21 protein-coding genes and 1 tRNA gene are annotated in these 22,029 nt (G+C 70.0%); 15 read left to right on the top strand and 7 right to left on the bottom strand.

The window, feature by feature from the left end; translation table 11 throughout:
- Positions 1 to 59 precede the first annotated feature (59 nt).
- The 4 genes from VGT80_RS08200 (at position 60) to ssb (ending at position 4,565) form a co-directional block, all read left to right on the top strand.
- Positions 60 to 2,891 carry a hypothetical protein gene (locus tag VGT80_RS08200; protein WP_327454665.1) on the top strand — a complete coding sequence of 944 codons (2,832 nt, stop codon included), beginning with the start codon at positions 60 to 62 and terminating at the stop codon, positions 2,889 to 2,891.
- 14 nt (positions 2,892 to 2,905) lie between these two features.
- Positions 2,906 to 3,538, top strand: coding sequence for a hypothetical protein (locus tag VGT80_RS08195; RefSeq protein ID WP_327454663.1), 633 nt, complete (start codon positions 2,906 to 2,908; stop codon positions 3,536 to 3,538).
- A gap of 42 nt (positions 3,539 to 3,580) precedes the next feature.
- On the top strand, positions 3,581 to 3,964 hold the full coding sequence (locus VGT80_RS08190; RefSeq protein ID WP_327454661.1) for a hypothetical protein: 384 nt from the start codon (positions 3,581 to 3,583) through the stop codon (positions 3,962 to 3,964).
- Between the two features lie 124 nt (positions 3,965 to 4,088).
- A complete protein-coding gene (gene ssb, locus VGT80_RS08185) occupies positions 4,089 to 4,565 on the top strand; it encodes a single-stranded DNA-binding protein (protein WP_327454659.1) in 477 nt (158 codons plus the stop codon).
- 17 nt (positions 4,566 to 4,582) lie between these two features.
- Here the strand turns inward: ssb and VGT80_RS08180 are convergent, their stop codons facing one another.
- Positions 4,583 to 5,053, bottom strand: a complete 471-nt coding sequence (locus tag VGT80_RS08180; RefSeq protein WP_327454656.1) for a DUF3617 domain-containing protein — start codon at positions 5,051 to 5,053, stop codon at positions 4,583 to 4,585.
- 141 nt (positions 5,054 to 5,194) lie between these two features.
- On the opposite strand from VGT80_RS08180, the gene VGT80_RS08175 reads away from it, so the two are divergent.
- Positions 5,195 to 6,697 (top strand): phospholipase D-like domain-containing protein, encoded by a 1,503-nt coding sequence (locus VGT80_RS08175; RefSeq protein ID WP_327454654.1) that lies wholly within the window; start codon positions 5,195 to 5,197, stop codon positions 6,695 to 6,697.
- Here the strand turns inward: VGT80_RS08175 and VGT80_RS08170 are convergent.
- A complete protein-coding gene (locus VGT80_RS08170) occupies positions 6,658 to 7,713 on the bottom strand; it encodes a 2OG-Fe(II) oxygenase (RefSeq protein WP_327454652.1) in 1,056 nt (351 codons plus the stop codon). The two genes, VGT80_RS08175 and VGT80_RS08170, sit on opposite strands and share 40 nt — an antisense overlap.
- A gap of 119 nt (positions 7,714 to 7,832) precedes the next feature.
- Between VGT80_RS08170 and VGT80_RS08165 the strand changes: the two genes are divergently transcribed.
- The 6 genes from VGT80_RS08165 (at position 7,833) to VGT80_RS08140 (ending at position 13,962) form a co-directional block, all read left to right on the top strand.
- Positions 7,833 to 8,600 (top strand): CatB-related O-acetyltransferase, encoded by a 768-nt coding sequence (locus VGT80_RS08165; protein ID WP_327454650.1) that lies wholly within the window; start codon positions 7,833 to 7,835, stop codon positions 8,598 to 8,600.
- Positions 8,601 to 8,732: 132 nt separating this feature from the next.
- A complete protein-coding gene (gene gyrA, locus VGT80_RS08160; protein ID WP_327454648.1) occupies positions 8,733 to 11,534 on the top strand; it encodes a DNA gyrase subunit A in 2,802 nt (933 codons plus the stop codon).
- 80 nt (positions 11,535 to 11,614) lie between these two features.
- On the top strand, positions 11,615 to 12,109 hold the full coding sequence (coaD, locus tag VGT80_RS08155; protein ID WP_327454646.1) for a pantetheine-phosphate adenylyltransferase: 495 nt from the start codon (positions 11,615 to 11,617) through the stop codon (positions 12,107 to 12,109).
- Positions 12,110 to 12,161: 52 nt separating this feature from the next.
- Positions 12,162 to 13,028: a peptidylprolyl isomerase gene (locus VGT80_RS08150; RefSeq protein WP_327454644.1), complete on the top strand. Its 867-nt coding sequence runs from the start codon at positions 12,162 to 12,164 to the stop codon at positions 13,026 to 13,028.
- A complete protein-coding gene (locus tag VGT80_RS08145; protein WP_327454642.1) occupies positions 13,028 to 13,489 on the top strand; it encodes a peptidylprolyl isomerase in 462 nt (153 codons plus the stop codon). Before VGT80_RS08150 ends, VGT80_RS08145 begins: the two co-directional genes overlap by 1 nt.
- 11 nt (positions 13,490 to 13,500) lie before the next feature.
- Positions 13,501 to 13,962 carry a hypothetical protein gene (locus VGT80_RS08140; RefSeq protein WP_327454640.1) on the top strand — a complete coding sequence of 154 codons (462 nt, stop codon included), beginning with the start codon at positions 13,501 to 13,503 and terminating at the stop codon, positions 13,960 to 13,962.
- Here the strand turns inward: VGT80_RS08140 and VGT80_RS08135 are convergent.
- Positions 13,889 to 14,905 carry an endonuclease/exonuclease/phosphatase family protein gene (locus tag VGT80_RS08135; RefSeq protein WP_327454638.1) on the bottom strand — a complete coding sequence of 339 codons (1,017 nt, stop codon included), beginning with the start codon at positions 14,903 to 14,905 and terminating at the stop codon, positions 13,889 to 13,891. The genes VGT80_RS08140 and VGT80_RS08135 overlap by 74 nt on opposite strands.
- A 62-nt stretch (positions 14,906 to 14,967) precedes the next feature.
- Here VGT80_RS08135 and queA point away from each other — a divergent pair, with 62 nt between their 5' ends.
- Both queA and tgt read left to right on the top strand, forming a co-directional pair.
- On the top strand, positions 14,968 to 16,044 hold the full coding sequence (gene queA, locus VGT80_RS08130; protein ID WP_327454636.1) for a tRNA preQ1(34) S-adenosylmethionine ribosyltransferase-isomerase QueA: 1,077 nt from the start codon (positions 14,968 to 14,970) through the stop codon (positions 16,042 to 16,044).
- Positions 16,044 to 17,174 (top strand): tRNA guanosine(34) transglycosylase Tgt, encoded by a 1,131-nt coding sequence (tgt, locus tag VGT80_RS08125; protein ID WP_327454634.1) that lies wholly within the window; start codon positions 16,044 to 16,046, stop codon positions 17,172 to 17,174. Before queA ends, tgt begins: the two co-directional genes overlap by 1 nt.
- On the opposite strand, the gene VGT80_RS08120 is transcribed toward tgt, so the two are convergent.
- Positions 17,095 to 17,739, bottom strand: a complete 645-nt coding sequence (locus VGT80_RS08120) for a hypothetical protein (RefSeq protein ID WP_327454632.1) — start codon at positions 17,737 to 17,739, stop codon at positions 17,095 to 17,097. The two genes, tgt and VGT80_RS08120, sit on opposite strands and share 80 nt — an antisense overlap.
- 92 nt (positions 17,740 to 17,831) lie before the next feature.
- On the opposite strand from VGT80_RS08120, the gene VGT80_RS08115 reads away from it, so the two are divergent.
- A tRNA-Lys gene (locus tag VGT80_RS08115) sits at positions 17,832 to 17,906 on the top strand.
- A gap of 10 nt (positions 17,907 to 17,916) precedes the next feature.
- Here the strand turns inward: VGT80_RS08115 and VGT80_RS08110 are convergent.
- From VGT80_RS08110 to VGT80_RS08100, 3 genes are read right to left on the bottom strand one after another with little or no spacing between them, the layout of a single operon-like run.
- The gene (locus VGT80_RS08110) at positions 17,917 to 18,975 is read right to left on the bottom strand and encodes a glycosyltransferase family 9 protein (protein ID WP_327454630.1); all 1,059 of its coding nucleotides are present in this window, start codon (positions 18,973 to 18,975) and stop codon (positions 17,917 to 17,919) included.
- Positions 18,975 to 19,778, bottom strand: coding sequence for an ABC transporter permease (locus VGT80_RS08105; RefSeq protein WP_327454628.1), 804 nt, complete (start codon positions 19,776 to 19,778; stop codon positions 18,975 to 18,977). Before VGT80_RS08105 ends, VGT80_RS08110 begins: the two co-directional genes overlap by 1 nt.
- The gene (locus tag VGT80_RS08100; protein WP_327454626.1) at positions 19,778 to 20,530 is read right to left on the bottom strand and encodes an ABC transporter ATP-binding protein; all 753 of its coding nucleotides are present in this window, start codon (positions 20,528 to 20,530) and stop codon (positions 19,778 to 19,780) included. Before VGT80_RS08100 ends, VGT80_RS08105 begins: the two co-directional genes overlap by 1 nt.
- A 272-nt stretch (positions 20,531 to 20,802) precedes the next feature.
- On the opposite strand from VGT80_RS08100, the gene VGT80_RS08095 reads away from it, so the two are divergent.
- A complete protein-coding gene (locus VGT80_RS08095; RefSeq protein WP_327454624.1) occupies positions 20,803 to 21,870 on the top strand; it encodes an acyltransferase in 1,068 nt (355 codons plus the stop codon).
- Positions 21,871 to 22,029 lie beyond the last annotated feature (159 nt).

Raw genomic sequence — 22,029 nt, 5'->3', positions numbered from 1 at the left:
AACGCCTCTTAAGCCGTTCGCGTGCGACCCTTGCGGGTATCTCGTGAGGCGGTCCCCCCGTGACGATCAGTTTCGACCCGAATCTGCTGATCAGCTGGTACCAGGCCAAGGCGAGTCTGGCCGGGTTGGCGACGGCTGGCCAATCGAACAATGCGACGGCGGGGACCGCGGCCCAGGTGCCCACCGCGCCGTGGAACAGCTCCTCCAGCCAGACGCCCAGCGACAGCGCCCTGGTCACCGCCGCGCTCACCGGCCAGCCGTTCATCAACGAGAACGCGGCCAAGCTGGACGTGCCCACCGCCAATGCGGACTACAAGAAGCTGTTCGCCATCAACCAGGGGCTGAGCACGCTGACGGCGCTCGCCAACGCGGCCAACAACCCCACCACGCCGTCGTTCCAACTGCCGGCCATCCAGGCCGCGTTCGCCCGCGGGATGAGCGAGATCCAAGCCTATGTGAACACCTCGACCTTCGGGGAATTCCGCCTCACCACCGGCATCGCCACCAGCACCGCAACCAGCGCCACGCCGGTCGCCGATCCGAGCCGGCAGGACACCTACCAGACCGCCGTTCTGGCCACGGGCTCGTCAATCGATCCGGTGGCGGCCTTCCAGGGCGCCGTGCAGTTCGATGCGACCGTGAAGAAACCCTCCGGCGCGACGGTCACCGTCAATTTCGACCTCTCGGAGATGGGCGCGACGCCGCGGTCGATGAGTTCCGTCGCCGCGTACATGAATTCCAAGCTGTCGGCGGCGGGTGTCGGCCTGACCGTCTCGGTCGATCACAACACGGTCGCTGCGCAGACCATCACCGTCAACGGCCAGCCTGTCGAGGTGACGCCAGCCCAGACCCAGCTGTCCTTCCAGATCTCGGGGCTTTCGACCGAAACCCTGACCCTCTCGGCGCCGACCACCAGCCCCGCGGTCTATGTGACCCAGACGGCCGGCGACCCGAACCCCGATGGCGACCCGGCGACCAACGACGGGACCCAGCAGCAGGAGCTGCTGAAGCTCGAGACCGGCGGGGGCGCGGACGCCGCGCGGCGGCCGAACGACGCCACCTTCGTGGCCGGGCAGGTGCTGTCGGAGAAGCTTCCCGACGGCGTCACCAACGTCCACTCAACCACCACCGGCGCCGACGGCTCGGTCTATGTGGTGGCCGACGGCAGCGGCACGGTCGACGGCCAGGGGATCAAGGGTTCGCAGGACGCGGTGCTGCTCAAGTACGATACCGCAGGCAACCTCGTTTACACCCAGACGCTCGGCGCGGGCGTCACCGCGAGCGGCGTCTCCGTGGCGGTGGGCGCCGACGGCAAGGTGGCCATCGCCGGCTCGGTCACCGGCGAGCTCGACGCCGGCGACGCGGGCGCGGATTCCGCCACCAGCGACAGCTTCGTCACCCTGTACGACACCAAGGGCCAGGAGCTCTGGACCGACCGGACCGGGGCGCTGGGCGCCGACCGGGCCAGCGCGGTCGCTTTCGACGGCGCCGGCAACGTCTATGTGGCCGGCCAGGCGCAGGGCTCGATCGGCGGCGGGACGGCCAGCGGCGGTTGGGACGGCTATCTGCGGGCCTACAACGCCACCGGCCAGGTGCAGTCGACCCGGCAATTCGGCTCCTCGGCCGACGACAGCGTCGGCGCCATCGTGGTCAGCGGGACCAACGTCTATGTGGCCGGCCAGGACGGCGGGGCGGGCATGGTGCGGTCCTTCGACATCACCAATCCCAAGCAGATCTCGCTCACCGCCAGCCGCAGCCTCGGCAGCCTTGGCGGCGGATCGCTGGAGGCCATCGGGCTGGACGGCGCCGGCAACCTGCTGATCGGCGGCTCGACCGGTCAGGACCTCGGCATCGGGACCACGACCCTGGCCCGCGGTGGTGGGCTGGATGGCTTCGGCGCACGCCTGTCGACCGATCTCACCTCCACGGCCTCCGACGCGGTCGCCTACTTCGGCGGCACGGGCAAGGACCAGACGACCGCCGCGACCATCTCGGGCGGCCAGGTGTGGCTGACGGGCACGACCACGACCGACCTGCCGGGGCTGGCCCCGGTGGGCAAGCAGGACGGCTACGTCGCCGCCCTCGACATCGGGGCCGGCGCCGTGACCTATTCGCAGCGCTTCACCGCCAAGGACCGGATGGACGCTCCGACCTCCATCGCGGTCGGCGCCACGGGGGCGAGCGCGCTGGACCGCCTGGGCCTGCCGTCCGGCGCGATCCAGCTCGGCGCGGCCGCCCTGAACACCAATCCGTTCGTGGTCGACAACGGCCCGCTGGTCACCACCGCGACCTCGCTCAGGGCGGGCGACCAGTTCCAGATCAAGGTCGGCACGAGCCCGGCCAGCACGATCACCATCGCGGCCGACGACACCATGTCGAGCCTGGCGGACAAGATCCGCTCCGCGGGCCTGTTCGAGGTCAATGTCCAGACGCTCACCGGCACAGCCGGCGCGACCCTGGAGCTGACGCCGGACAACGATCGCACCAGCTTCCAGCTGCTGCCGGGGCCCGGCGGGCGCGACGCCCTGACGGCGCTGGGCCTGAAGCCCGGCCTAATCCGCAACACCATCGTCGACAAGACCAAGGGCGTGATGCCGGCCGACAAGGGGACCCAGACCTACGGCCTGCGCTTCACCACGGCGCTCGACCTCAATTCCAAGACCGACATCGCCGCCGCCCTGACCGCCGTCGGCAATGCGACCACCACCGTGCGGGCGATCTATGCGGATCTCAAACAGGCGGCCACGCCGAAGCCGCCGAGCGCCAGCAGCGGGTCGGTGCCGGCCTATATCACCAACCAGATCGCCGACTATCAGGCCGCGCTTGACCGCCTGACCGGCGGCGGCACGGACACCAGTTCCGGTTCATCGCTTGTCAGCCTGTTCGGCTGAGTCTAGCGAGGGCCATGGATTCCGCGAACCCTAGCCGGATCGCGCTGCTCGTGGGCGGCGGGGCGGCGGCCTTGGCCGCGGGCCTGGCGATCGCCTGGACGCTGAGCCACAGCCATCGCGGAGAGACGACGCCGGCTCCGCCTGCCTCCAAGGCCGGCCTGGTCATCGATTCCACCGCCGCGCCCGACACCAAGATCGCCGCGACCAAGTCGCTGCGCTGTTTCGTGGCCGGCCAGCTGGTCGGCGAATTCACCCTCGCCGAATGCGCCAGGCGCAACGGGGTGGCGACCGACGCCCTGGACGTCGGCGTCGATCCGACGGGTGCGCTGGCCGCCGCGCCGCAGGCGGGGACCGTGCTGACCCCGCTGCCGCCGCGCGAGGCCGTGGCCGCGGAGCCCAAGGTGGAGGCCGCCGGACCGGTCGGCGCCTGCTGGCGCTACGACGGCGGCTGGCGACGGCTGAACGGCGACCTGACGCTGCCCGCCTGCACCCAGGCGCTGTTCGCCGGCCGCTGCGAGAAGCCGGGGCAGGCGCTCTACGGCCGCTGGGCGCAGCAGACGGTGCGGTTGGTGCCCGGCAAGATCGAGATCTCCTCCGACAACCGCAGCTTCCACACCCTGGCCGATCTGCCCGCGAGCTGCGGCTGACGAACCTCGCCTCCGGCGCCGCGCTTGTGTAGGCTTCCGCCCATGACCCGACCGATCCTCACCGCCGCTCTGGGACTCCTCACCGCAACCGCGCTCAGCGCCTGCGTCAAGCGCACCGAGCCGCCGGGCGACGTGGGCGTCTGCTACGACGTGGTGGCGGGCAAGGGCGGCCAGCTGAAATACAACAAGCTGGTCAACGCGCCGAACCTGGAGACCTGCGCGGCCAACCTGGAGGCCATGCGGCTGAAGTTCCTGCGGATGGGTTCCAGCGCCTCGGAACTGCTCGGCGCATACCAGGCGAATTTCATTTTCATTCAGAACGCTGGCGTCTTTACCTCGACCACTCTGGAGGGTCCGAGGTACCTGGCCCTGGTGCGCACCGGCGACGGCCGGCTGGCCATCCCGGGCGCCATGCCGCAGCAATAGGCTGTGGGTAACCGGCTCCGGCGTGAACGGAACAAGAACGAAATGCTTGCCGAGAGGTTAACGGCGCGCTAGCGTGCCGGCGCTAGGGCGAGAGCCCGCAATCACGGAAGCTTAGGACATCGACATGGCGGGCAGCGTCAACAAGGTCATCCTGGTGGGCAATCTCGGGGCCGATCCCGAGATCCGCTCCCTCAACTCTGGCGACCGGGTCGCCAACCTCCGCGTGGCCACCTCCGAATCCTGGCGCGACAAGTCCTCGGGCGAGCGCAAGGAGAAGACCGAGTGGCACCGGGTGGTGATCTTCAACGACAATCTGGTGAAGGTCGCCGAGAGCTATCTGCGCAAGGGTTCGAAGGTCTACATCGAAGGGTCGCTGCAGACCCGCAAATGGGCCGATCAGTCGGGCCAGGAGAAGTTCTCCACCGAGGTCGTGCTGCAGAAATTCCGCGGCGAACTGACCATGCTGGACGGCCGCGGCGACAATGCCGAGGCGGGCGAGGGCGGCGGCTATTCCGGCGGCTTCTCGTCGGGCCCCAAGGCGCCGGCCAACGGCCCGCGGGAAGAGTTCTCCGCCGACCTGGACGACGAGATCCCCTTCTAGCCTCGGCCTTGAAGGCCCTAGGGCGCGTCCGGCGCCGGGCAGGTGTCGCCGAGGCGGTGCGCGTCGGTGGAGGCGCGGCCCGAAATGGGAATGCCCAGGAAGGTGGCCGCGATCGTCGCGTCCAGGTGGAAGCTGGTGGGCGTATAGCTCCCCGCGCCGCTGACCGCGATCTTGCGGCCCTTGTTGTCGGTGCAGACGCCCTTCATGGCGATCTTGCCGCCCGCGACCCGTTGGGTCGGGTAGACGCAGGTGTAGTGGTGGTTGATCGGGCCGCCCAGGAACTTGCCGACGTCGGCCGGCGTGATGCAGCGCCGCTCGGTGGTGGTCTGGTGATAGGGGGAGACCACCGCATTGGTGGATTCCCAATAGCCGGGCGTGATCGGCGACTCGGCCGCGGCGGCCGCGCCGGCGGTCGCAAGCGCGGCCAGCAAGGGCGCCGCGAGCCGGCGGGGCGAGATCGGTTTCATGAGCGCCATATAGGTCGTCATCGCGGCCTCACCATGGCGCGCCACGCCTGAACGCCCCATTACCGACCGGGCCAGGCGTGCTTTTCCGGGCCCGGGCGCGGCGACAGGCGGAACCACGGCCGCTGCGAGCCCTTACCCAAGCTCAGCTGGAGATCCCGCGGCGTGCTGCTCGAACCCGGAACCACCTGCTGGCGGCGCGAAACCTCCGACCGCGCCGCGCTCCTCATCGACATGGCCGACTATTTCGACGCCGCCATGATCGCCATGGAGAAGGCCAAACACACGATTCACCTGCTGAACTGGGCCTTCGAGCCCGAGACCCTGTTCCATCCCAAGGACGGCTGCACCGGCCCCGACAGCGACCGCATCGGCAACTTCCTCAAGCGCCTGGCCAAGGCCAATCCGAAGCTCGACGTGCGGATCCTGTGCTGGAAATCGGCCATGCCGGTGGCGGCCACCCAGCATTGGTTCACGCTGGCCGACCGCAAGGTCTTCGCGGGCAGCCAAGTGAAGTTCGTGCTGGACGGCAAGCTGCCGATGGGCGCCAGCCACCACCAGAAGATGATCATCGTCGACGACGCCATCGGGTTCTGCGGCGGCGGCGATATCGGGCCGGACCGCTGGGACACGCCGGAGCACCTGGACGACGATCCGCGGCGCCAGCGCAGCGAGCACAAGAACGACAAGAAGGACTACGACTCCCGCCACGAGGTAATGGGCCTGGTCGAAGGCGCGCCGGCCCGGGCCCTGGGCGCCCTGTTCCGCGACCGCTGGGCGCGGGCGACGGGCGAGATCCTGCCGGAACCGCCGGCGACCCGACCCGCCTGGCCGGCCGGCGTCGTGTCACAGTTCAAGGGCGTGGAAGTCGGGCTGTCGCGCACCGTGGGCGTCTGGCGCGACTATGCGGAGGTCCGCGAGGTCGAGGCGCTGCACCTGGCCGGCATCGAAGCGGCGCGGCGCTGCATCTACATGGAGAACCAGTATTTCACCTCGCCGCTGATCGCCGCCGCCCTGGCCCGGCGGCTGGCCGAGCCCGACGGACCGGAGGTGGTGCTGATCGGCACCGAGCGGTCGCCCAGCTACTTCGACCAGATGACCATGGACGGCACGCGGGTGAAGTTCATCCAGCGGCTGAAGCGCGCCGACAAGCACGGCCGCTTCCAGGCCTACAGCCCGGTGACGACGCTCGGCCGGATCATCATCGTCCATGCCAAGCTGACGATCATCGACGATCGGCTGCTCAGGATCGGCTCAGCCAATATCAACAACCGCTCCATGGGCTTTGACACCGAGTGTGACATGAGCTTCGAGGCGACGGGGCGGTCCGGAACCGGCAATCGCGGCGAGATCCAGCGCCTGCGCACCCGCCTACTCGCCCACTGGCTGGGCTGCGACGACGCGACCATGGACGAGGCCATCCGCAAGGCCGGGGGCGTGGGCCGCGGGCTGGAAGCCCTGCGCAGCGCCGGTTACGCCCGGCTGCGGCCCATCGAGCTGCCGCCGCTGAAGCCCCTGGCCGAACTCGTCGCCGCCTACCACCTCGGCGATCCCTGGGGTCCGCAGGACAGCTGGCGGCCCTGGAAGCGGCGCACCCTCAACGAGAAGGCCAACCGCCAGGCGCGGGCTCACTCCGGGTCGGCGCGCGCGGCCACCCGTGCGTCATAGGCGGCGCGCACCGCGGCCCCAGCCTCGTCGGTGAAGAACGGCAGGAAGGCGTAGCGGCGGCCCTGCGTCACCCGCAGGGCCTCATGCAACAGGGCGCAGGAAAACACCACCGCGCCGCCGAGCGGCGGGCGATAGCTCTGCGGCCCGAACTCCGGGAAACGCAGGTCGCCCCCCTCGAAGTCGTCGTTGAGGTTGATCGAGCAGGCGAACTTGCGGTGCGCGGTCTGGAAGGTGACGTTGTCCCGGTGCGGGTGGAAGACCCCCCCGTCGGTGGCGTCGTAGCAGCTCACCAGATAGCGCTCGATGCGGGTGACCTCGAAGGCGAAGGCGCGCGCGATCAGCGGGAACAGCCGCCGCTCCAGCCGCTCGCGGATGGCGTCCTGCAGCTGCGGATCGTCGATGACCAGATCGCGGCGCCGCTTGAGGTCGTCCATGACCGCCACCGTGACCTCGCCGCGGTCGCGCATCACGCCGGTGAACTCGGAGCCCTGTGCCTCGTGCAACTCGATCAGCCTGCGGCAGAGCTCGGGTTCGAACAGGCGAGGGGCGATGAGAACGGGCGCGGCGGGCGCCGCGCCGGTATGGGCCTCCGGCGCCGGCAGGGCGGCCAGGTAGCGGAAGATCGCCTGAGCCTCCTCGATGGGCTTGGCGCCCAGCACCCGCAAGGTGGGGTCGAGCACCAGCCAGAAGAACTCCTCCGTCCCGTCCTCGGCCAGCGCGCCATAGAGCCGGCTCACCGCGCCCTCGGCGTCGAGGAACCAGCGCAGGCCGCGGATGTCGCGCGCCGTGGCCGCGGTCTCAGGATCGCGCACCACCACGAAGGCCGAGGCGCGGAGATCGTCGAACAGCCCCTGATGCGCCGCCAGCGCCTTCAGCGCCGCGCCGCGGGCCTCGTCCTCGATGGGGAGGAAGACCAGCAGCACATAGCGCCCGGCGACGGTGTCGAAATGGTACTCGGGGTTGGATGGCGTCGGCGCCTTGAACCAGGGCGCGGCCTCGCCGGGGACAAGCGGCATCTGAACTTCGGCTCCTGGCCGGACTCTTAGGGGTTTCGCGGCCGCCGGTCACCCCGCGGCTTTGGGGGCGGTTTGACGGGCGGTTTCGCAGGCCCGCCGCGGCATGCTAGGGCCGCGCCATGGCGAGGATCCGCGTCACCGCGCAACTCCTGGAGCTGTTCCGCAAGGGGCGGATCTTCCACGCCGTGGGCCAGGGCGACCGCTGGCGGGTGGGCCAGGTGCTGACCACGGCCACCACCGTGGCGCTCGAGCCCTACTGCCAGATTTTCGGCGGCGAGGTGCTGCCGATGAGGATGGGGGCCTTCTCCTACACCCACTCCGCGGTCACCGGCCACGTGCGGATCGGCCGGTACTGCTCGATCGGCGAGCGGGTGAGCTGGATGGGCGATGCGCACCCGGTGGGCTGGGCCAGCACTTCGCCGTTCTCCTATGGACCGGACCCGCTGCAGGGCGTGAAGGCCTTCTTCGAGGATCGCGGCCAGGCGCCGCGCCCGCGGCCGTTCCCAGGCCCGGACCGCGCCATCGTCGTGGGCCACGACGTCTGGATCGGCGACGAGGCGATGATCGCCCAGGGCGTCACCGTGGGCCACGGGGCGGTGATCGGGGCCCGCAGCCTGGTGCTGCACGACGTGCCGCCCTACGCCATCGTGGTCGGCAGCCCCGCCCGGGTGCTGCGCATGCGCTTCGACGAGGGCCTGGCGGCGCGGCTCGAGCGGGCGGGCTGGTGGGACTACATGCCGGACTTCCTGCAGAACCTGCCCGTGGAGGACCCGGAGCGTTTCCTGGAGGCCTTCGAGGCCGGGGTGGCGGCCGATGGGCCCCAGCGGATCAACCCACGCCTGGTGACCTATGCCGAGATCGCCGCGGCGGGCGAGGAGGTGGGCTGAAACCGCCGCCCTCGCGCGCACGCGCTCATACGCGTGCGAGCGTACGCGCGCGCAGCGTTGGCGCTGCCCCCTTCAGAATGCTAAGAACAATCCCCACATAAGCCTCCCGATTCGAACGGCGAAATCCCTCCCTTGACCGACGAAAACACCACCCCACCGGACGACCGGCGCGGGGGCGTCGCCCCTATCGCGATCGAGGACGAGCTGAAGCGCTCGTATCTCGACTACGCCATGAGCGTGATCGTCAGCCGCGCGCTGCCCGACGTGCGCGACGGCTTGAAGCCGGTGCACCGGCGGATCCTGTTCTCGATGAACGAGCAGGGGCATACGCCCGACCGCGGCTATGTGAAGTCGGCCCGCGTGGTCGGCGACGTGATGGGCAAGTACCACCCGCACGGGGACCAGGCGATCTACGACACCCTGGTGCGCATGGCGCAGCCCTTCTCGATGAGCCTGCTGCTGATCGATGGCCAGGGCAACTTCGGCTCGGTGGACAACGATCCGCCGGCGGCCATGCGCTACACCGAAAGCCGCATGACGCGGGCGGCGATGGCGATCCTGGCCGACCTCGACAAGGACACCGTCGACTTCAAGGACAACTACGACGGCTCCGAGAGCGAGCCGGTGGTTCTGCCCTCGCGCATTCCGAACCTGCTGGTCAACGGCGCGGGCGGCATCGCGGTCGGCATGGCCACCAACATCCCACCACATAACCTGGGCGAGATCGTCGACGCCTGCCTGGCCTATGTCGACAATCCCGAGATCGCGCTGGACGAGCTGCTGGACATCGTCCCGGGCCCCGACTTCCCAACCGGCGGCGAGATCATCGGGCGGACCGGCGCGCGCCAGGCGCTGATGACGGGCCGCGGCTCGGTGATCATGCGGGGCAAGGCCTCCGTGGAGGAGATCCGCAAGGAGCGCGAGGCGATCATCATCCACTCGATCCCCTACCAGGTGAACAAGGCCGCCCTGGTGGAACGCATCGCCGAGCTGGTGCGGGAGAAGCGGATCGAGGGCATCGCCGACCTGCGCGACGAGAGCGACCGCGACGGCATGCGCATCGTCATCGAGATGAAGCGCGACGCGCCCGCCGACGTGATCCTGAACCAGCTCTACCGATTCACGCCCCTGCAATCCTCGTTCCCCGTCAACATGCTGGCGCTGAACCGCGGGCGGCCCGAGCAGATGGGCCTGAGGGATATGGTCGGCGCCTTCGTGGAGTTCCGCGAGGAAGTCGTCGTCCGGCGAACCAAGTTCGAGCTGTCGAAGTCCCGCGACCGGGGCCATGTCCTGGTGGGGCTGGCGACGGCGGTGGCCAACATCGACGAGTTCATCCAGATCATCCGCTCGTCGAAGGACCCGACCGAGGCCCGCGAGCGCCTGGTGGCGCGCGATTGGCCGGCGGGCGACATGCTGCCGCTGGTCGAGCTGATCGCCGATCCGCGCACCCTGATCATCGACAAGACTCTGATCCGCCTCTCCGACGAGCAGGCGCGGGCCATCCTGTCGCTGACGCTGTCGCGCCTCACCGGACTCGGGCGCGACGAGATTTTCGGCGAGGCCGAAAGCCTGGCCGAGGCGATCCAGGGCTACCTGACCATCCTTGCCTCGCGTGAGCTGGTCATGGCCATCGTCCGCGAGGAGCTGGTCGAGGTCCGCGAGGCCTTCGCCGTGCCGCGCCGCACCGAGATCGTCGAGGGCGACGCCGACGTCGAGGACGAGGACCTGATCGCCCGCGAAGAGATGGTGATCACCGTCACCCACGGCGGCTATGTGAAGCGCACGCCGCTCGCCACCTACCGCACCCAGCACCGGGGCGGGAAGGGCCGCTCGGGCATGGCCACCAAGGAAGAGGATGCGGTCACCCGCGTCTTCTCCGCCAACACCCACACGCCGATGCTGTTCTTCTCGAGCGGCGGCAAGGCCTATCAGCTCAAGGTCTGGCGGTTGCCGATCGGCACGCCCACCTCGCGCGGCAAGGCGTTCGTCAACCTGTTGCCCATCGAGCCCGGCGAAAGCATCACCTCGATCCTGGCCCTGCCCGAGGACGTGGCGAGCTGGGACCAGTACGACGTGATGTTCTCCACGCGCTCGGGCGGCGTGCGGCGCAACAAGCTCAGCGACTTCATCGGCATCAAGCGCAACGGCAAGATCGCCATGAAGCTCGATGAGGGCGACTCCATCGTGGGCGTCGCGGTCTGCAACGCCCAGGTCAACGACGTCCTGCTGACCACCGCGCTCGGCCGCTGCATCCGCTTCGCCGTGGAGGAGGTCCGGGTCTTCGCCGGACGCGATTCCACCGGCGTGCGGGGCATCCGCCTCGCGGCGGGTGACAGCGTCATCTCCATGGCCATCCTGCGGGCCGTGCAGGCCACGCCCGAGGAGCGCGCGGCCTACGTCAAGCACGCTCGCGCCATGGCCCGGGCGGCGGATGGCGCCACGGACGACGGCGAGGAAGCCGCCGCCGAGGACGACGCCGAGGTCACCGACGCGATCAGCCTGCCGACCGAACGCATCGCCGAGCTGGGGGGCGCGGAGGAGATCATCCTCACGGTCTCCACCGAAGGCTTCGGCAAGCGCACCTCGGCCTATGAGTTCCGCCGCACGGGCCGCGGCGGCCAGGGCCTGCTGGCCCAGGACCTCACCAAGCGCGGCGGCAAGCTCGCCGGCTCCTTCCCGGTCGACGAGGGCGACCAGCTGTTGCTGGTTTCCGACCAGGGCCAGCTGATCCGCGTGCCGGTCAACCAGGTGCGGCTGGCCGGGCGCAACACCCAGGGCGTGATCATCTTCCGCAAGCACGAGGACGAGCACGTCGTCTCCGTCGAGCGCCTGCCCGACCAGGGCGAGGACGACGGCGACGTTGACGACCTTACCGAAGATGGCGGCGGCGAGGGCGGCGGGCCCGGCGACGAGGTTCCCGAAGGCGAGGCCTAGGCTCTGTTCGAAGTTTGCCCTTGCCAGATCGCCGCCCGGCGGCGAAAGGCGAAGCAGACAGTTGGGGGACCTGAAGCCGCATGACCCGCGTCGGTCTTTATCCGGGGACCTTCGATCCCATCCACAACGGCCACATCGACATCATGGGCCGGGCCGTGAAGTTCCTCGACAAGCTGGTGCTGGGCGTCGCCATCAACACCGGCAAGGGCCCGATGTTCTCCCTGGAAGAGCGGGTGGCCATCGCCGAGGAGGCGGTGCAGCCGCTGCGCGAGAAGGCCGAGATCGTCATTCGCCCCTACGAGGGCCTGACCATGCATTTCGCCCGCGAGGTGGGGGCCCAGGTGGTGGTCCGCGGCCTGCGCGCGGTCGCCGATTTCGAGTTCGAGTTCCAGATCACCGCCATGAACCAGCAGCTCGACCGTGAGATCGAGACCGTGTTCCTGATGGCCGACCCCCGTCACCAGGCGCTCAATTCGCGACTGATCAAGGAGATCGCCTTGCTGGGCGGCGAGGTCTCCAAGTTCGTCTCCGAAGGGGTGAGGGCGCGGCTGATGGCCAAGGCCGGACGCACATAATCTCCCGCCGAAGGGCTCGTCATCGACTCCGCCGCCCATTACGAGTGATCCCATGAAACCTGTACTCTTCGCGGCGGCCGCCCTGGCCGTCATCGCCACGGCCGCCATGGCGGCTCCGAAAAAGCCGGCCGCGGAACCGGTCGCCGCCAAACCGTCCGGCCCGGCCGCCGCCGACTGGCGCACGCCCGATCCCAACGACGTGATGGTGATCGACACCAACAAGGGCCGGGTGATCGTGGAACTGGTCCCCGAGGCGGCGCCGCTGGCCGTGCAGCGCATGCGCGAGCTGGCCCACGAGCACTTCTTCGACGGCCTGCGCTTCTTCCGGGTGATCGAGGGCTTCATGGATCAGACCGGCGACCCGCAGAACAGCGGCGTCGGCGGCTCCTCCAAGCCCAACATCCCCGGCGAGTTCATGTTCAAGCGGGCCGCCGCGACGCCCTTCGCCCTGGTCGACGACCAGCAGGTGGTCGAGAACGGCTTCATCAAGTCGCTGCCGGTGTCGAGCCAATCGATGCAGCTCGCCGCCATGACCAACGACCACACGGTCAAGGCCTGGGCCTACTATTGCCCAGGCGTCGCGGGCCTGGCGCGGGACGACGACCCCGATAGCAACAACAGCCAGTTCTTCCTGATGCGGGCGAGCCACCACAACCTCGAGAAGCGCTACACCGCCTTCGGCCGGGTGATCGCCGGCGAGGACGTGGTGCGGGCCATCAAGACCGGCGAGCCGGTGGAGGCGCCGCAGGACCGGATGGAACAGGTTCGCCTCCTGGCCGATATGCCAGAGGCCAGCCGCCCGAAGATCCGCGTCATCGATCCCCGGAGCGCCTGGTTCAAGGCCGAGGTTGCGCGCGTGAAGGCGGCCAACCCGAATGAATTCATGTGTGACGTCGAAATCCCCGCCGAGGTGAAGTGATGGACCCCGAAAACACCCTGATCCTGGAGCTCGACACCGGGCCCGTGACGATCAAGCTGCGGCCCGACCTGGCGCCGGGCCACGTGGAGCGCATCAAGGAGCTGGCCCGGGAGGGCTTCTACGACGGCGTGGTCTTCCACCGGGTGATCCCGGGCTTCATGGCCCAGGGCGGCGATCCCACCGGCACCGGATCCGGCGGCTCCGAGAAGCCGAACCTGAAGGCCGAGTTCAGCCGCGAGCCGCATGTGCGCGGCGCGTGTTCGATGGCTCGGACCCCGAATCCCAATTCCGCCAACAGCCAGTTCTTCATCTGCCTCGACGACGCCACCTTCCTCGACGGCCAGTACACGGTCTGGGGCGAGGTCACCGAGGGCATGGAGAACGTCGACGCCCTGCCCAAGGGCGAGCCGCCGCGCGATCCGGGGAAGATCGTCTCCATGAAGGTCGCGGCGGACGCCTGAGGGCCGATGTCATGGCCGCGCGGCTGAAGGTTTTCGTGACCTCGGACGGGCTCACCGACTACGTGGTCGCCGCCTCGTCCAGGCCCAAGGCGCTGGCCGCCTGGGGCAGCCGCCAGGATCTGTTCAAGACCGGTCTGGCGCATGAGACCGACGATCTGGAGCTGGTGAAGGCCGCGACGGCCAGGCCGGGCGAGGTGCTGCGCCGTCCGGCCGGCGCGCGGCCCAGCCTGGCCAAGCTGACGCCGGCGAAGCGGACGAAGCCGGCCGGGCCGTCCAAGGCGGCGCTGAAGAAGGTCGCCGACCTGGAGACGAAGCTCGCGGGCCTCGACGCCGACCAGGCCGACGCGCTTGCCCAGATCGACCAGGCGCGCGCGGCGCTAGACCGCAAGGCCAGGAGCCTCACTTCACGATTTGCAGCCGATCGGCGCCGCCTTGCGCAGGCGCTGGCGGCGGCGAAACGGGCGCGAGGATAGCCAGCACCGGATAGTGGTCCGAGCCCAGCTTCGGCCCGCGGGTGACGCTCACCGTGGCCCAGCCGGGGCCCGCGTAGACGTGGTCGATGGGCAGCACCGGGACGGGCACCTTGATCCGCCGTTGGGTGATCCGCCCGGCGGGCCAGGAGAACAGCGCGCGATCGCGCCTGGGGATCGCGAAGGCGGCGTCCCAGCTCCGCCGCGCGAAGGACCAGGGCGTGGAGTTGAAGTCGCCGGTGACGATCAGCCGGTCGTGCGGCAACTCGGCGATCACCCGGGCCAGGCGCGCCTCCTGGCGCTGCTGGTCGCCGCCGTCGGTGGGCCAGGCGTTGTGCACCCCCACCACGTCGAAGGCGCCTTGGCCGTCGCGGAACACCGCATGGGCCAGCGGGCCTACCGCCGGCCCGCCGCCCACATAGCCCTTGGCCATCGGCAGCCGGGAATAGATCATCACCTCGCAGTCGCGGCAGGTCGATCGCCAGCCGGTGCGGGCCTCGACCATGCGGCGGAACTCCGGCGTGGTCTCCTCCAGGATGACGATGTCGGGATGCTGGGCCGCGATCCAGTCGATGGTCGCCTCCGGCTCGGCGTTGTGGCTCCAGACGTTGAACTGGACGATCCTGAGCTGGCCCGGCGCGTCGGCCCCCGCGTGCGGCCCGGTGGCCCGGGTGAACTCCGGCGCCATCAGCGATCCGGCCGCCATCACGCCCACCACGCCCATGGTCGCGATCAACCAGCGCGACAGGCCGCGCAGGGCGACGAGCGCCACCAGGGCGGCCGCCAGCGCGCCTGCCAGCCAGATTGGCGCGAAGTGGGTGAGCAGGTCCCAGCGCAGGCTGTGACGCCCCTGCTGGGCCGCCATGCCGGCGCCGGCGCACAGCGCCGCCACCAGAAACAGCGGCGGGCCGAGCAGGAAGGTGAGGGCGAGTCGCAGGAGACCCATGGACCCCTCTAGCAAGTGCGGTGCTTGACGCGCCAGCCGGCGCATGGCCTCAGGGCGGCCGCATGCAGCTCGCCGACTTCGATTTCGACCTGCCGGAGGACCGGATCGCGCTTCGCCCGGCGGTCCCGCGCGACGCCGCGCGCCTTGTGGTCGTGCGGCCGGGCGCGCCGCTACGGGACCTGCGCGTCGCCGATCTGCCGCGGCAGCTCCGCCCCGGCGACGTCCTGGTGCTGAACGACACCCGCGTGATCCCCGCCCGGCTGAAGGGGGTGCGGGCGCGCGAGGCGAGCCGCGTCGCCGTCGAGGCCACCTTGCACCGCCGGCTCAGCGCCCACGTCTGGACGGCCTTCATGCGGCCGGGCAAGCGGCTGGCGGAGGGTGACCGGATCGCCTTCGGCGAAGCGGAGGATCGCGCCTGCTTCCTGGGCGCCCTCGACGCCACGGTGAAGGCCAAGGGCGAGGGCGGCGAGGTGACCCTGGCCTTCGACCTCGCCGGGCCGGATCTCGACGCGGCGATCGCCGAGCGGGGCGCCATGCCGCTGCCGCCCTACATCGCCGCCAAGCGCCCCGAGGACGCCCAGGATCGGGCGGACTACCAGACGGTCTATGCCGAGGAGGACGGCTCGGTGGCGGCGCCCACCGCCGGCCTGCATTTCACCGCGGAGCTGTTGGCGAGCCTCGCCCAGGCGGGCGTGGAGACCGCGCGGGTCACCTTGCACGTGGGCGCGGGCACGTTCCTGCCGGTCAAGACCGAGACGCTCGCCGAGCACCGCATGCACGCCGAATGGGGCGAGATCGACGCCGCGACCGCCGAGCGTCTGAACGCCGTGCGCGCGGGCGGCGGGCGGATCGTCTGCGTCGGCACCACCTCGCTGCGCCTGCTGGAGACCGCGACCGGCGAGGACGGCGTGGTGCGCCCCTTCCTCGGCGAGACCGACATCTTCATCACGCCAGGCTACCGCTTCCGGGCCGCCGACGGGCTGATGACCAACTTCCACCTGCCGAAGTCGACCCTGTTCATGCTGGTCTGCGCCTTCGCGGGAACGCAGACGATGAAGGCCGCCTACGCCCACGCCATCGCGAGCGGCTATCGCTTCTATTCGTACGGCGATGCAAGCCTGCTCTGGCGGGCGGCCTGATGGCGACGTTCCCGTTCACCCTCGCGGCGACGGACGGCCAGGCGAGGACCGGCGTGCTGGCCACCCCGCGCGGCGAAATCCGCACCCCGGCCTTCATGCCGGTGGGCACGGCGGGCACGGTGAAGGCGCTGACCGTCGATCAGGTCGCCGAGGCCGGCGCCGACATCCTGCTGGGCAACACCTACCACCTGATGCTGCGGCCCACGGCCGAACGCGTGGCCCGGCTCGGCGGCCTGCACAGGTTCATGCGCTGGGAGCGGCCGATCCTCACCGACAGCGGCGGCTTCCAGGTCATGTCGCTCTCCAAGATCTCCAAGGTGACGGAGGAGGCGGTGACCTTCCAGAGCCATCTGGACGGTTCGAAGCATGTCATGTCGCCCGAGCGGTCGATGGAGATCCAGGCCGACCTGCTGGGCTCGGACATCGTCATGCAACTCGACGAGCTGGTGGCCCTTCCGGCCGAGGCGGAGGTCGTCGCGGCGGCCATGCGGCGCTCCGCCCGCTGGGCGGAGCGGTCGAAGAGCGCATTCGGCGAACGCGATACCCAGGCCCTGTTCGGCATCCAGCAGGGCGGCGTGGACGAGGCCCTGCGCCGCGAATCCGCCGAGCGGCTGACCGGCATCGGCTTCGACGGCTACGCCATCGGCGGCCTGGCGGTGGGCGAGGGGCACGAGGCGATGGTCGAGGTGCTCGACTATGCGCCGGCCATGCTGCCGCAGGACCGCCCTCGCTACCTGATGGGCGTCGGCAAGCCGATCGACATCGTGGAGGCCGTATATCGTGGCGTCGACATGTTCGACTGCGTGCTGCCGACCCGCTCCGGGCGGCACGGCCAGGCCTGGACCTGGGACGGTCCGGTCAACCTCAAGAACGCCCGCTTCGCCGAGGATGAGAGCCCGCTAGACGCCGAAAGCTCGATCCCTGCAAGTCGCAATTATTCAAAGGCTTATCTGCATCACCTCGTGAAGTCGGAGGAGATCCTCGGCCAGGTGCTGCTGTCCTGGCACAACGTCGCCTTCTTCGAGGCCCTGATGGCCGAACTGCGGGCCGCTATCGCGGAGGGTCGGCTGGAGGCGTTTCGCCGCGCGTTCCGGGCTCGGGCGCAGGCTTCGTCGGATAGCGCGGCTTGAGCGACTGATCGATCACCGGCGTGCCGGCGCGCACATGCGAGGGCGTGGCGGGCGGCGGGCAGCCGCGCGATTCGCCCAGGCCCTTCAGATAGGCGCGGCGCACGGCGCCGGCGGTGATGGCGGCTGTGACATAGCTGTCGTGCCGTTCGGCGCCGGTCAGCTTGCGCACCCAACTGCGGAACGGGATCACCCCCGAGGTCGCACCGGCCACCAAGCCGAACGCCGTGGTCGTGCCCCGGTCGCGCATGGCCTCGCCGGGCTTGGGCGTATCGAGGTCGGGGCCGAGCGAGGCGTCCAGCGGTTCGATCATGATGGTGATGTCGTCGCAGCTGAGCTTGCCCGGCGGTCGATAGTAGGGATCGGCCATGGCCTCCAGGAGCGCGGCGGGGATCTTGGTGCGCAGCACATTGAGGTCGCGCAACGGCGCGCCCACCGCGCCCCCCAGGTTCTCCCGCTCGGCCTGGGTGGTGGTCTGGACGCGGTTGGGATCCTTAGCCGAGGTGGTCGTGCAGGCGCATAGCGCCGCGGCGGCGAGGATCGACGGGGCGGCGAGGACGAGACGCATGGAAGGCAATCTAGCCGAGCCTGCGCCGCTGTTAAGGGTTCGTCCCTTGCGCCGGTGATCGCGCCCGCTCTATTACGGCCCACGCGCGCTGGGGGCCGGTAGCTCAGTGGTAGAGCATTCGACTTTTAATCGAATGGTCGTGAGTTCGAACCTCACCCGGCCTACCACCCCGGCTCGCTAGCCGAGCGCTGCGATCACCGCATCGACGACGCCCGGCCAATCGTTGATCCGCGGCTGCCGGAACAGCCTCGCCGCCGGGTACCAGGCCGTCTGCTCGCCGGAGAGGCCCCATCGCCAGTCGAGGCCGATGGTCGGCAGCAGGATCCAGGTCGGCTTGCCCATGGCGGCGGCCAGATGGGCCACCGATGTGTCCACGGAGATGACCAGGTCGAGGCCGGCGATGATCGCGGCGGTGTCGGCGAAATCCTGAGCCCCGGTGCTGTCGGGGTGCAAATCGAGGGCGCCCGGAACGTCGAGCAGCCGCTGCGCCTGCTCGGGCCACAGCGAGCGGTGCGCATCGTTCAGGTGCTGTGGGTTGCCGCGGCCCATGACGCCGAGGCGGGGGCCGCCGACGCGCCGGGTGGCCGTGGCGGTCAGGTAGGGCGGGGCGGGCGCGGTCTGCGGCGTGAGGCCGAGCCGCCCCGGCAGGAAGCCCGACATGGTCCAGCAGTCCGGCTGCGGCAGTTCCACCCGCACGGTGAGCGCCACCACGAAGGCGCTCAGGTTGGCGGCGAACAGGCGCTGGAGCGGCAGGGAGCAGCAGACGGCGAGGTCGGCGCCGTCGGCCTGCAGGGGCAGGGCGAAGCGCAGGAACTGGATCTGGTCGCCGATGCCCTCGTCGGGCCAGATCAGCAGCCGCCGGCCCTCCAGCGGCTCGCCGCGCCACTCGGGGAAGGGCAGGGTCGGCTTGGGCCGCTGCGCGCCGCCCAGCTCGTAGCGCGCCTCGTAGAGCGGCCAGCCCTCGGCGTAGTTCTGCTGCGCCAGCAGGGCGAAGCCCAGCGTGACCTTGGTCTCGGCATCGGCGGGCTCGATCGCGTGGGCGGCCCGCAGGAAGGGCTCGGCGAGGTCGGCGCGGCCCAGCCGGTTGAGCACCGCGCCGCAGGCCTGCTGGGCCTCATGGCTCTGCGGATGGTCGGCGGCGATCTCCCGCAGCCTGCGCACCGCCTCGCCGAACCGGCTCTGGGCGAGCTCGGCATAGGCCGCGCTGATCCGCTGGGCCAGGAAGGCTGAGGCCATCAGTTGGCGGTCTCGGCGCTGTAGCGGGCGATCAGGCCGGTGCGGATGGCGAAGCGGTAGACGCGGGCGAACACCCAGCAGGCGAGCAGCAGGTAGAAGAACGACAGGCCCAGGGCGAAGGCCAGGGCGCCTTCGGGGGCGGGGCGGCCCGCCACGATGGCGCGCATGGCCTCGAACACATAGGAGGGCGGCAGGATGCGCCCGATGGCCTGCATCCAGCTGGGCAGGACGGCGAGCGGATAGAAGACGCCGGCGAAGGGCGAGAGCAGGGAGGGGATCGGCCAGATCAGCCACTCCGAGGCCGGGCCGAGCCTGAGGACGATGGCCGCGCCCAGCACGCCCAGCGAGATGCCGGTGACGAACAGCACCATCAGGAACGGCGCGATCGCCGCGCCATAGGCGAGGAACGACAGGCCGAAGACCGTGGTCGCGAGCGTCATCATGACGATCAGGCCCATGAGGCTGGTGCCGATGCCGGTGAGCACCAGGCCGCCCAGGTAGTCGGCGATGGTCAGCGGCGTGGCGAAGATGTTGAGGAAGTTGCGCGACCAGACGTCCTCGAAGAAGGCCGTGGTGACGCCCTGCATGACGCGGCCGAGGAAGTCCCACAGCAGCACCGCCCCGAGGATCGAGGCGACCAGGTTCACGCGCGGACCGGCGAGCGCGCCGAGGTAGCGGGTGATGAAGCCCCAGAGCACGATGTCGATGGCCACCCAGGCGACCATGGGCAGGAGCCGGGTCGGGCTGCCGCGCAAGAGGTAGATCTGCCGAAGCACGATGGCCGCCGTCGCCGAGGCGCGCATCAGGAGGCCGCCGCCGCTTCGGGGTTCAGCGCCTCGTTGGCGACAGTGACGAACAGGTCCTCGAGGCTGGACGCCTTGTGCTCGGCCACCAGCTGCGCCGGATCGCCCGACAGCAGGATGCGGCCGCGCGACAGGAACAGCACCCGGTCGCAGACCTCGGCCACCTCGTACATGTTGTGGCTGGTCCACAGCACCCCGGCCCCGGCCTTCTCGGCCACGTCGACGATGTGGCGCCGCACGCGCCGCGCGGTGGCCGGATCGATCGAGGCCGTGGGCTCATCGAGCAGCAGCAGCTTGGGCCGGTTCAGCATGGCCTTGGCGAGCGTCACGCGGGTCTGTTCGCCGGAGGACAGGACGCCGGTCTTGGTCTTGCGGAAGGCCGTGAGATCGTACTCCTCGACCAGCTCGTCGATGCGCGCGGTGAGGTCGCGCACGCCATAGATCATGCCGAACACCCGCAGGTTCTGCTCGACGGTGAGGTTGCCGGGCAAGGGGGCGTAGGCGGCGGCGAAATTGGTCTGCGCCAGGGCCTGGCTGCGGCGACGACCGATGTCGCAGCCGTCGATGCTGACCTGGCCGGCGGTGGGCGCGAGCACGCCCATGACCATGCTGATGGTGGTGGTCTTGCCCGCGCCGTTCGGACCCACCAGGCCGACGATCTCGCCCGGCCGCACCTCGAAGGAGACGCCATCGACCGCCCGCGTCGCGCCGAAGGTCTTGCAAAGGCCTGTGACGGCGAGAACCGGCTCCATGGCCGGACCTTAAGCAGCTTGCCCTGCGTCGGCTAGCCGCGCGGACGGCTTTCGCCGGACCGCATGGACGCCTAGATTGCACCTGCTGCGGCGGGCTACGACGGCCCATCGGCGCGCCACATCGGCCCCATCCGGACGGTGGGCCTGAGCGTCTCGCAAGAGCGCTTTCCCGCCGCAGCGCCGGCTCCCGCGATGAACCTTCCGCCAGCGCCGCTGTTATGGCAGTGCGCCGCCCACACCCCCGGGCGGCCCTGGTCGCGGAAGGGGCGTGGATGCTCGTCAATGTGCAGGCGCTGAGAGGGCTCGCCGCCTTCCTGGTGGTCTTCGTGCACCTGGAAGTGCTGGCGCGGCTGGCCGGGCTGCCGGCCGGCGTCACGGCCTTCGGTAATTGCGGCGTCGACGTGTTCTTCGTGATCAGCGGCCTGATCATGGTGGTGACCACCTCGGGACGGAAGCAGACGCCGCAGGGCTTCCTGCGCAACCGGCTGACTCGCATCGCGCCGCTCTACTGGGCGATCACGCTGGCCGTGTTCGCCATCGCCATGATCGCGCCCAGCCTCCTGCAGTCCACGACCGCCGATCCCGTGCATCTGCTGAAGTCGCTGGCCTTCATCCCCTACGAGCGGGGCGACGGGACCATGCACCCGGTGGTGTTCGTCGGCTGGACCCTGAACTACGAGATGGCCTTCTACGTCATCTTCGCCCTGGGCCTGATGCTGCCGAGCCGGCTCATGGGCCTGGCGCTATCGATCGCGGTGCTGATCGGCGCGGCGATCTTCGGACAGCTGGCCGAGCCCAGGAACCCGATCCTCGCCTTCTATACGACCCCGATGATCCTGGAGTTCGGCGCCGGCATGGTGCTGGGCGCCCTCCTGGTGCGCGACCGGCTGCCCAAGGCGCCGCGCTGGGGCGTCCCCGCCGTCGTCCTGGGCGCCGCCGCGCTCGCGGTGATGCTGGCCGGGCCGTGGCTGTGGCCGCAGGTCGACCGGGCGGTGATGTTCGGCATCCCGGCCGTGGTGATCGTCGCCTGTGGCCTGGTGGCCGAACGGGCGGGGCTGGCCCTCAAACAGGGCTGGATCCAGCTGCTCGGCGCGGCCTCCTACTCGACCTACCTCTCCCACTTCTTCTGCACCCAGGTGGTGACCAGGGCGGCCGAGCGGCTGGCCTTCCTTGGACCCGTGGCCATGTGGGCCCTGGTTCCCATGGCCTTCATCCTGGTGGCCATCGTCGGCGTCTTCGTCCACCGGCGCGTCGAGTTGCCGCTCACCGACCTCGCCCGCCGCTGCATCGCTCCGCTGGGACCGCGGCCGCGCCCGACGATCGCGGGCGGCGCCTGGTAGCCGCGCCTACCGGATCAGCCAGTCGGCGCTGGTGATGGTGGTGGGATCGACGTGCTGCAGGTGGATGATGTTGAGGCCCCACTGCTGGGCCGTGCCGGGGCCGTCGGCGTCGAACAGCACGGTGGTCCCGCCCTGGCCGTCGGAGATGAAGCTCAGGTA

The organism is Phenylobacterium sp., assembly GCF_035944335.1.
In the GTDB taxonomy this organism is placed as follows: domain Bacteria; phylum Pseudomonadota; class Alphaproteobacteria; order Caulobacterales; family Caulobacteraceae; genus Phenylobacterium.
The sequence above is the reverse complement of the archived record's forward strand: the minus strand, read 5'-3'. Positions and strand labels throughout refer to the sequence as shown.

Excerpts from the sequence above, each read along its gene's own strand:
- VGT80_RS08195 (WP_327454663.1), top strand. The coding sequence starts at position 2,906 with ATGGATTCCGCGAACCCTAGCCGGATCGCGCTGCTCGTGGGCGGCGGG.
- VGT80_RS08190 (WP_327454661.1), top strand. The coding sequence starts at position 3,581 with ATGACCCGACCGATCCTCACCGCCGCTCTGGGACTCCTCACCGCAACC.
- ssb (WP_327454659.1), top strand. The coding sequence starts at position 4,089 with ATGGCGGGCAGCGTCAACAAGGTCATCCTGGTGGGCAATCTCGGGGCC.
- VGT80_RS08180 (WP_327454656.1), bottom strand. The coding sequence starts at position 5,053 with ATGACGACCTATATGGCGCTCATGAAACCGATCTCGCCCCGCCGGCTC.
- VGT80_RS08170 (WP_327454652.1), bottom strand. The coding sequence starts at position 7,713 with ATGCCGCTTGTCCCCGGCGAGGCCGCGCCCTGGTTCAAGGCGCCGACG.
- VGT80_RS08165 (WP_327454650.1), top strand. The coding sequence starts at position 7,833 with ATGGCGAGGATCCGCGTCACCGCGCAACTCCTGGAGCTGTTCCGCAAG.
- coaD (WP_327454646.1), top strand. The coding sequence starts at position 11,615 with ATGACCCGCGTCGGTCTTTATCCGGGGACCTTCGATCCCATCCACAAC.
- VGT80_RS08150 (WP_327454644.1), top strand. The coding sequence starts at position 12,162 with ATGAAACCTGTACTCTTCGCGGCGGCCGCCCTGGCCGTCATCGCCACG.
- VGT80_RS08145 (WP_327454642.1), top strand. The coding sequence starts at position 13,028 with ATGGACCCCGAAAACACCCTGATCCTGGAGCTCGACACCGGGCCCGTG.
- VGT80_RS08140 (WP_327454640.1), top strand. The coding sequence starts at position 13,501 with ATGGCCGCGCGGCTGAAGGTTTTCGTGACCTCGGACGGGCTCACCGAC.
- VGT80_RS08135 (WP_327454638.1), bottom strand. The coding sequence starts at position 14,905 with ATGGGTCTCCTGCGACTCGCCCTCACCTTCCTGCTCGGCCCGCCGCTG.
- queA (WP_327454636.1), top strand. The coding sequence starts at position 14,968 with ATGCAGCTCGCCGACTTCGATTTCGACCTGCCGGAGGACCGGATCGCG.
- tgt (WP_327454634.1), top strand. The coding sequence starts at position 16,044 with ATGGCGACGTTCCCGTTCACCCTCGCGGCGACGGACGGCCAGGCGAGG.
- VGT80_RS08120 (WP_327454632.1), bottom strand. The coding sequence starts at position 17,739 with ATGCGTCTCGTCCTCGCCGCCCCGTCGATCCTCGCCGCCGCGGCGCTA.
- VGT80_RS08110 (WP_327454630.1), bottom strand. The coding sequence starts at position 18,975 with ATGGCCTCAGCCTTCCTGGCCCAGCGGATCAGCGCGGCCTATGCCGAG.
- VGT80_RS08105 (WP_327454628.1), bottom strand. The coding sequence starts at position 19,778 with ATGCGCGCCTCGGCGACGGCGGCCATCGTGCTTCGGCAGATCTACCTC.
- VGT80_RS08100 (WP_327454626.1), bottom strand. The coding sequence starts at position 20,530 with ATGGAGCCGGTTCTCGCCGTCACAGGCCTTTGCAAGACCTTCGGCGCG.
- VGT80_RS08095 (WP_327454624.1), top strand. The coding sequence starts at position 20,803 with ATGCTCGTCAATGTGCAGGCGCTGAGAGGGCTCGCCGCCTTCCTGGTG.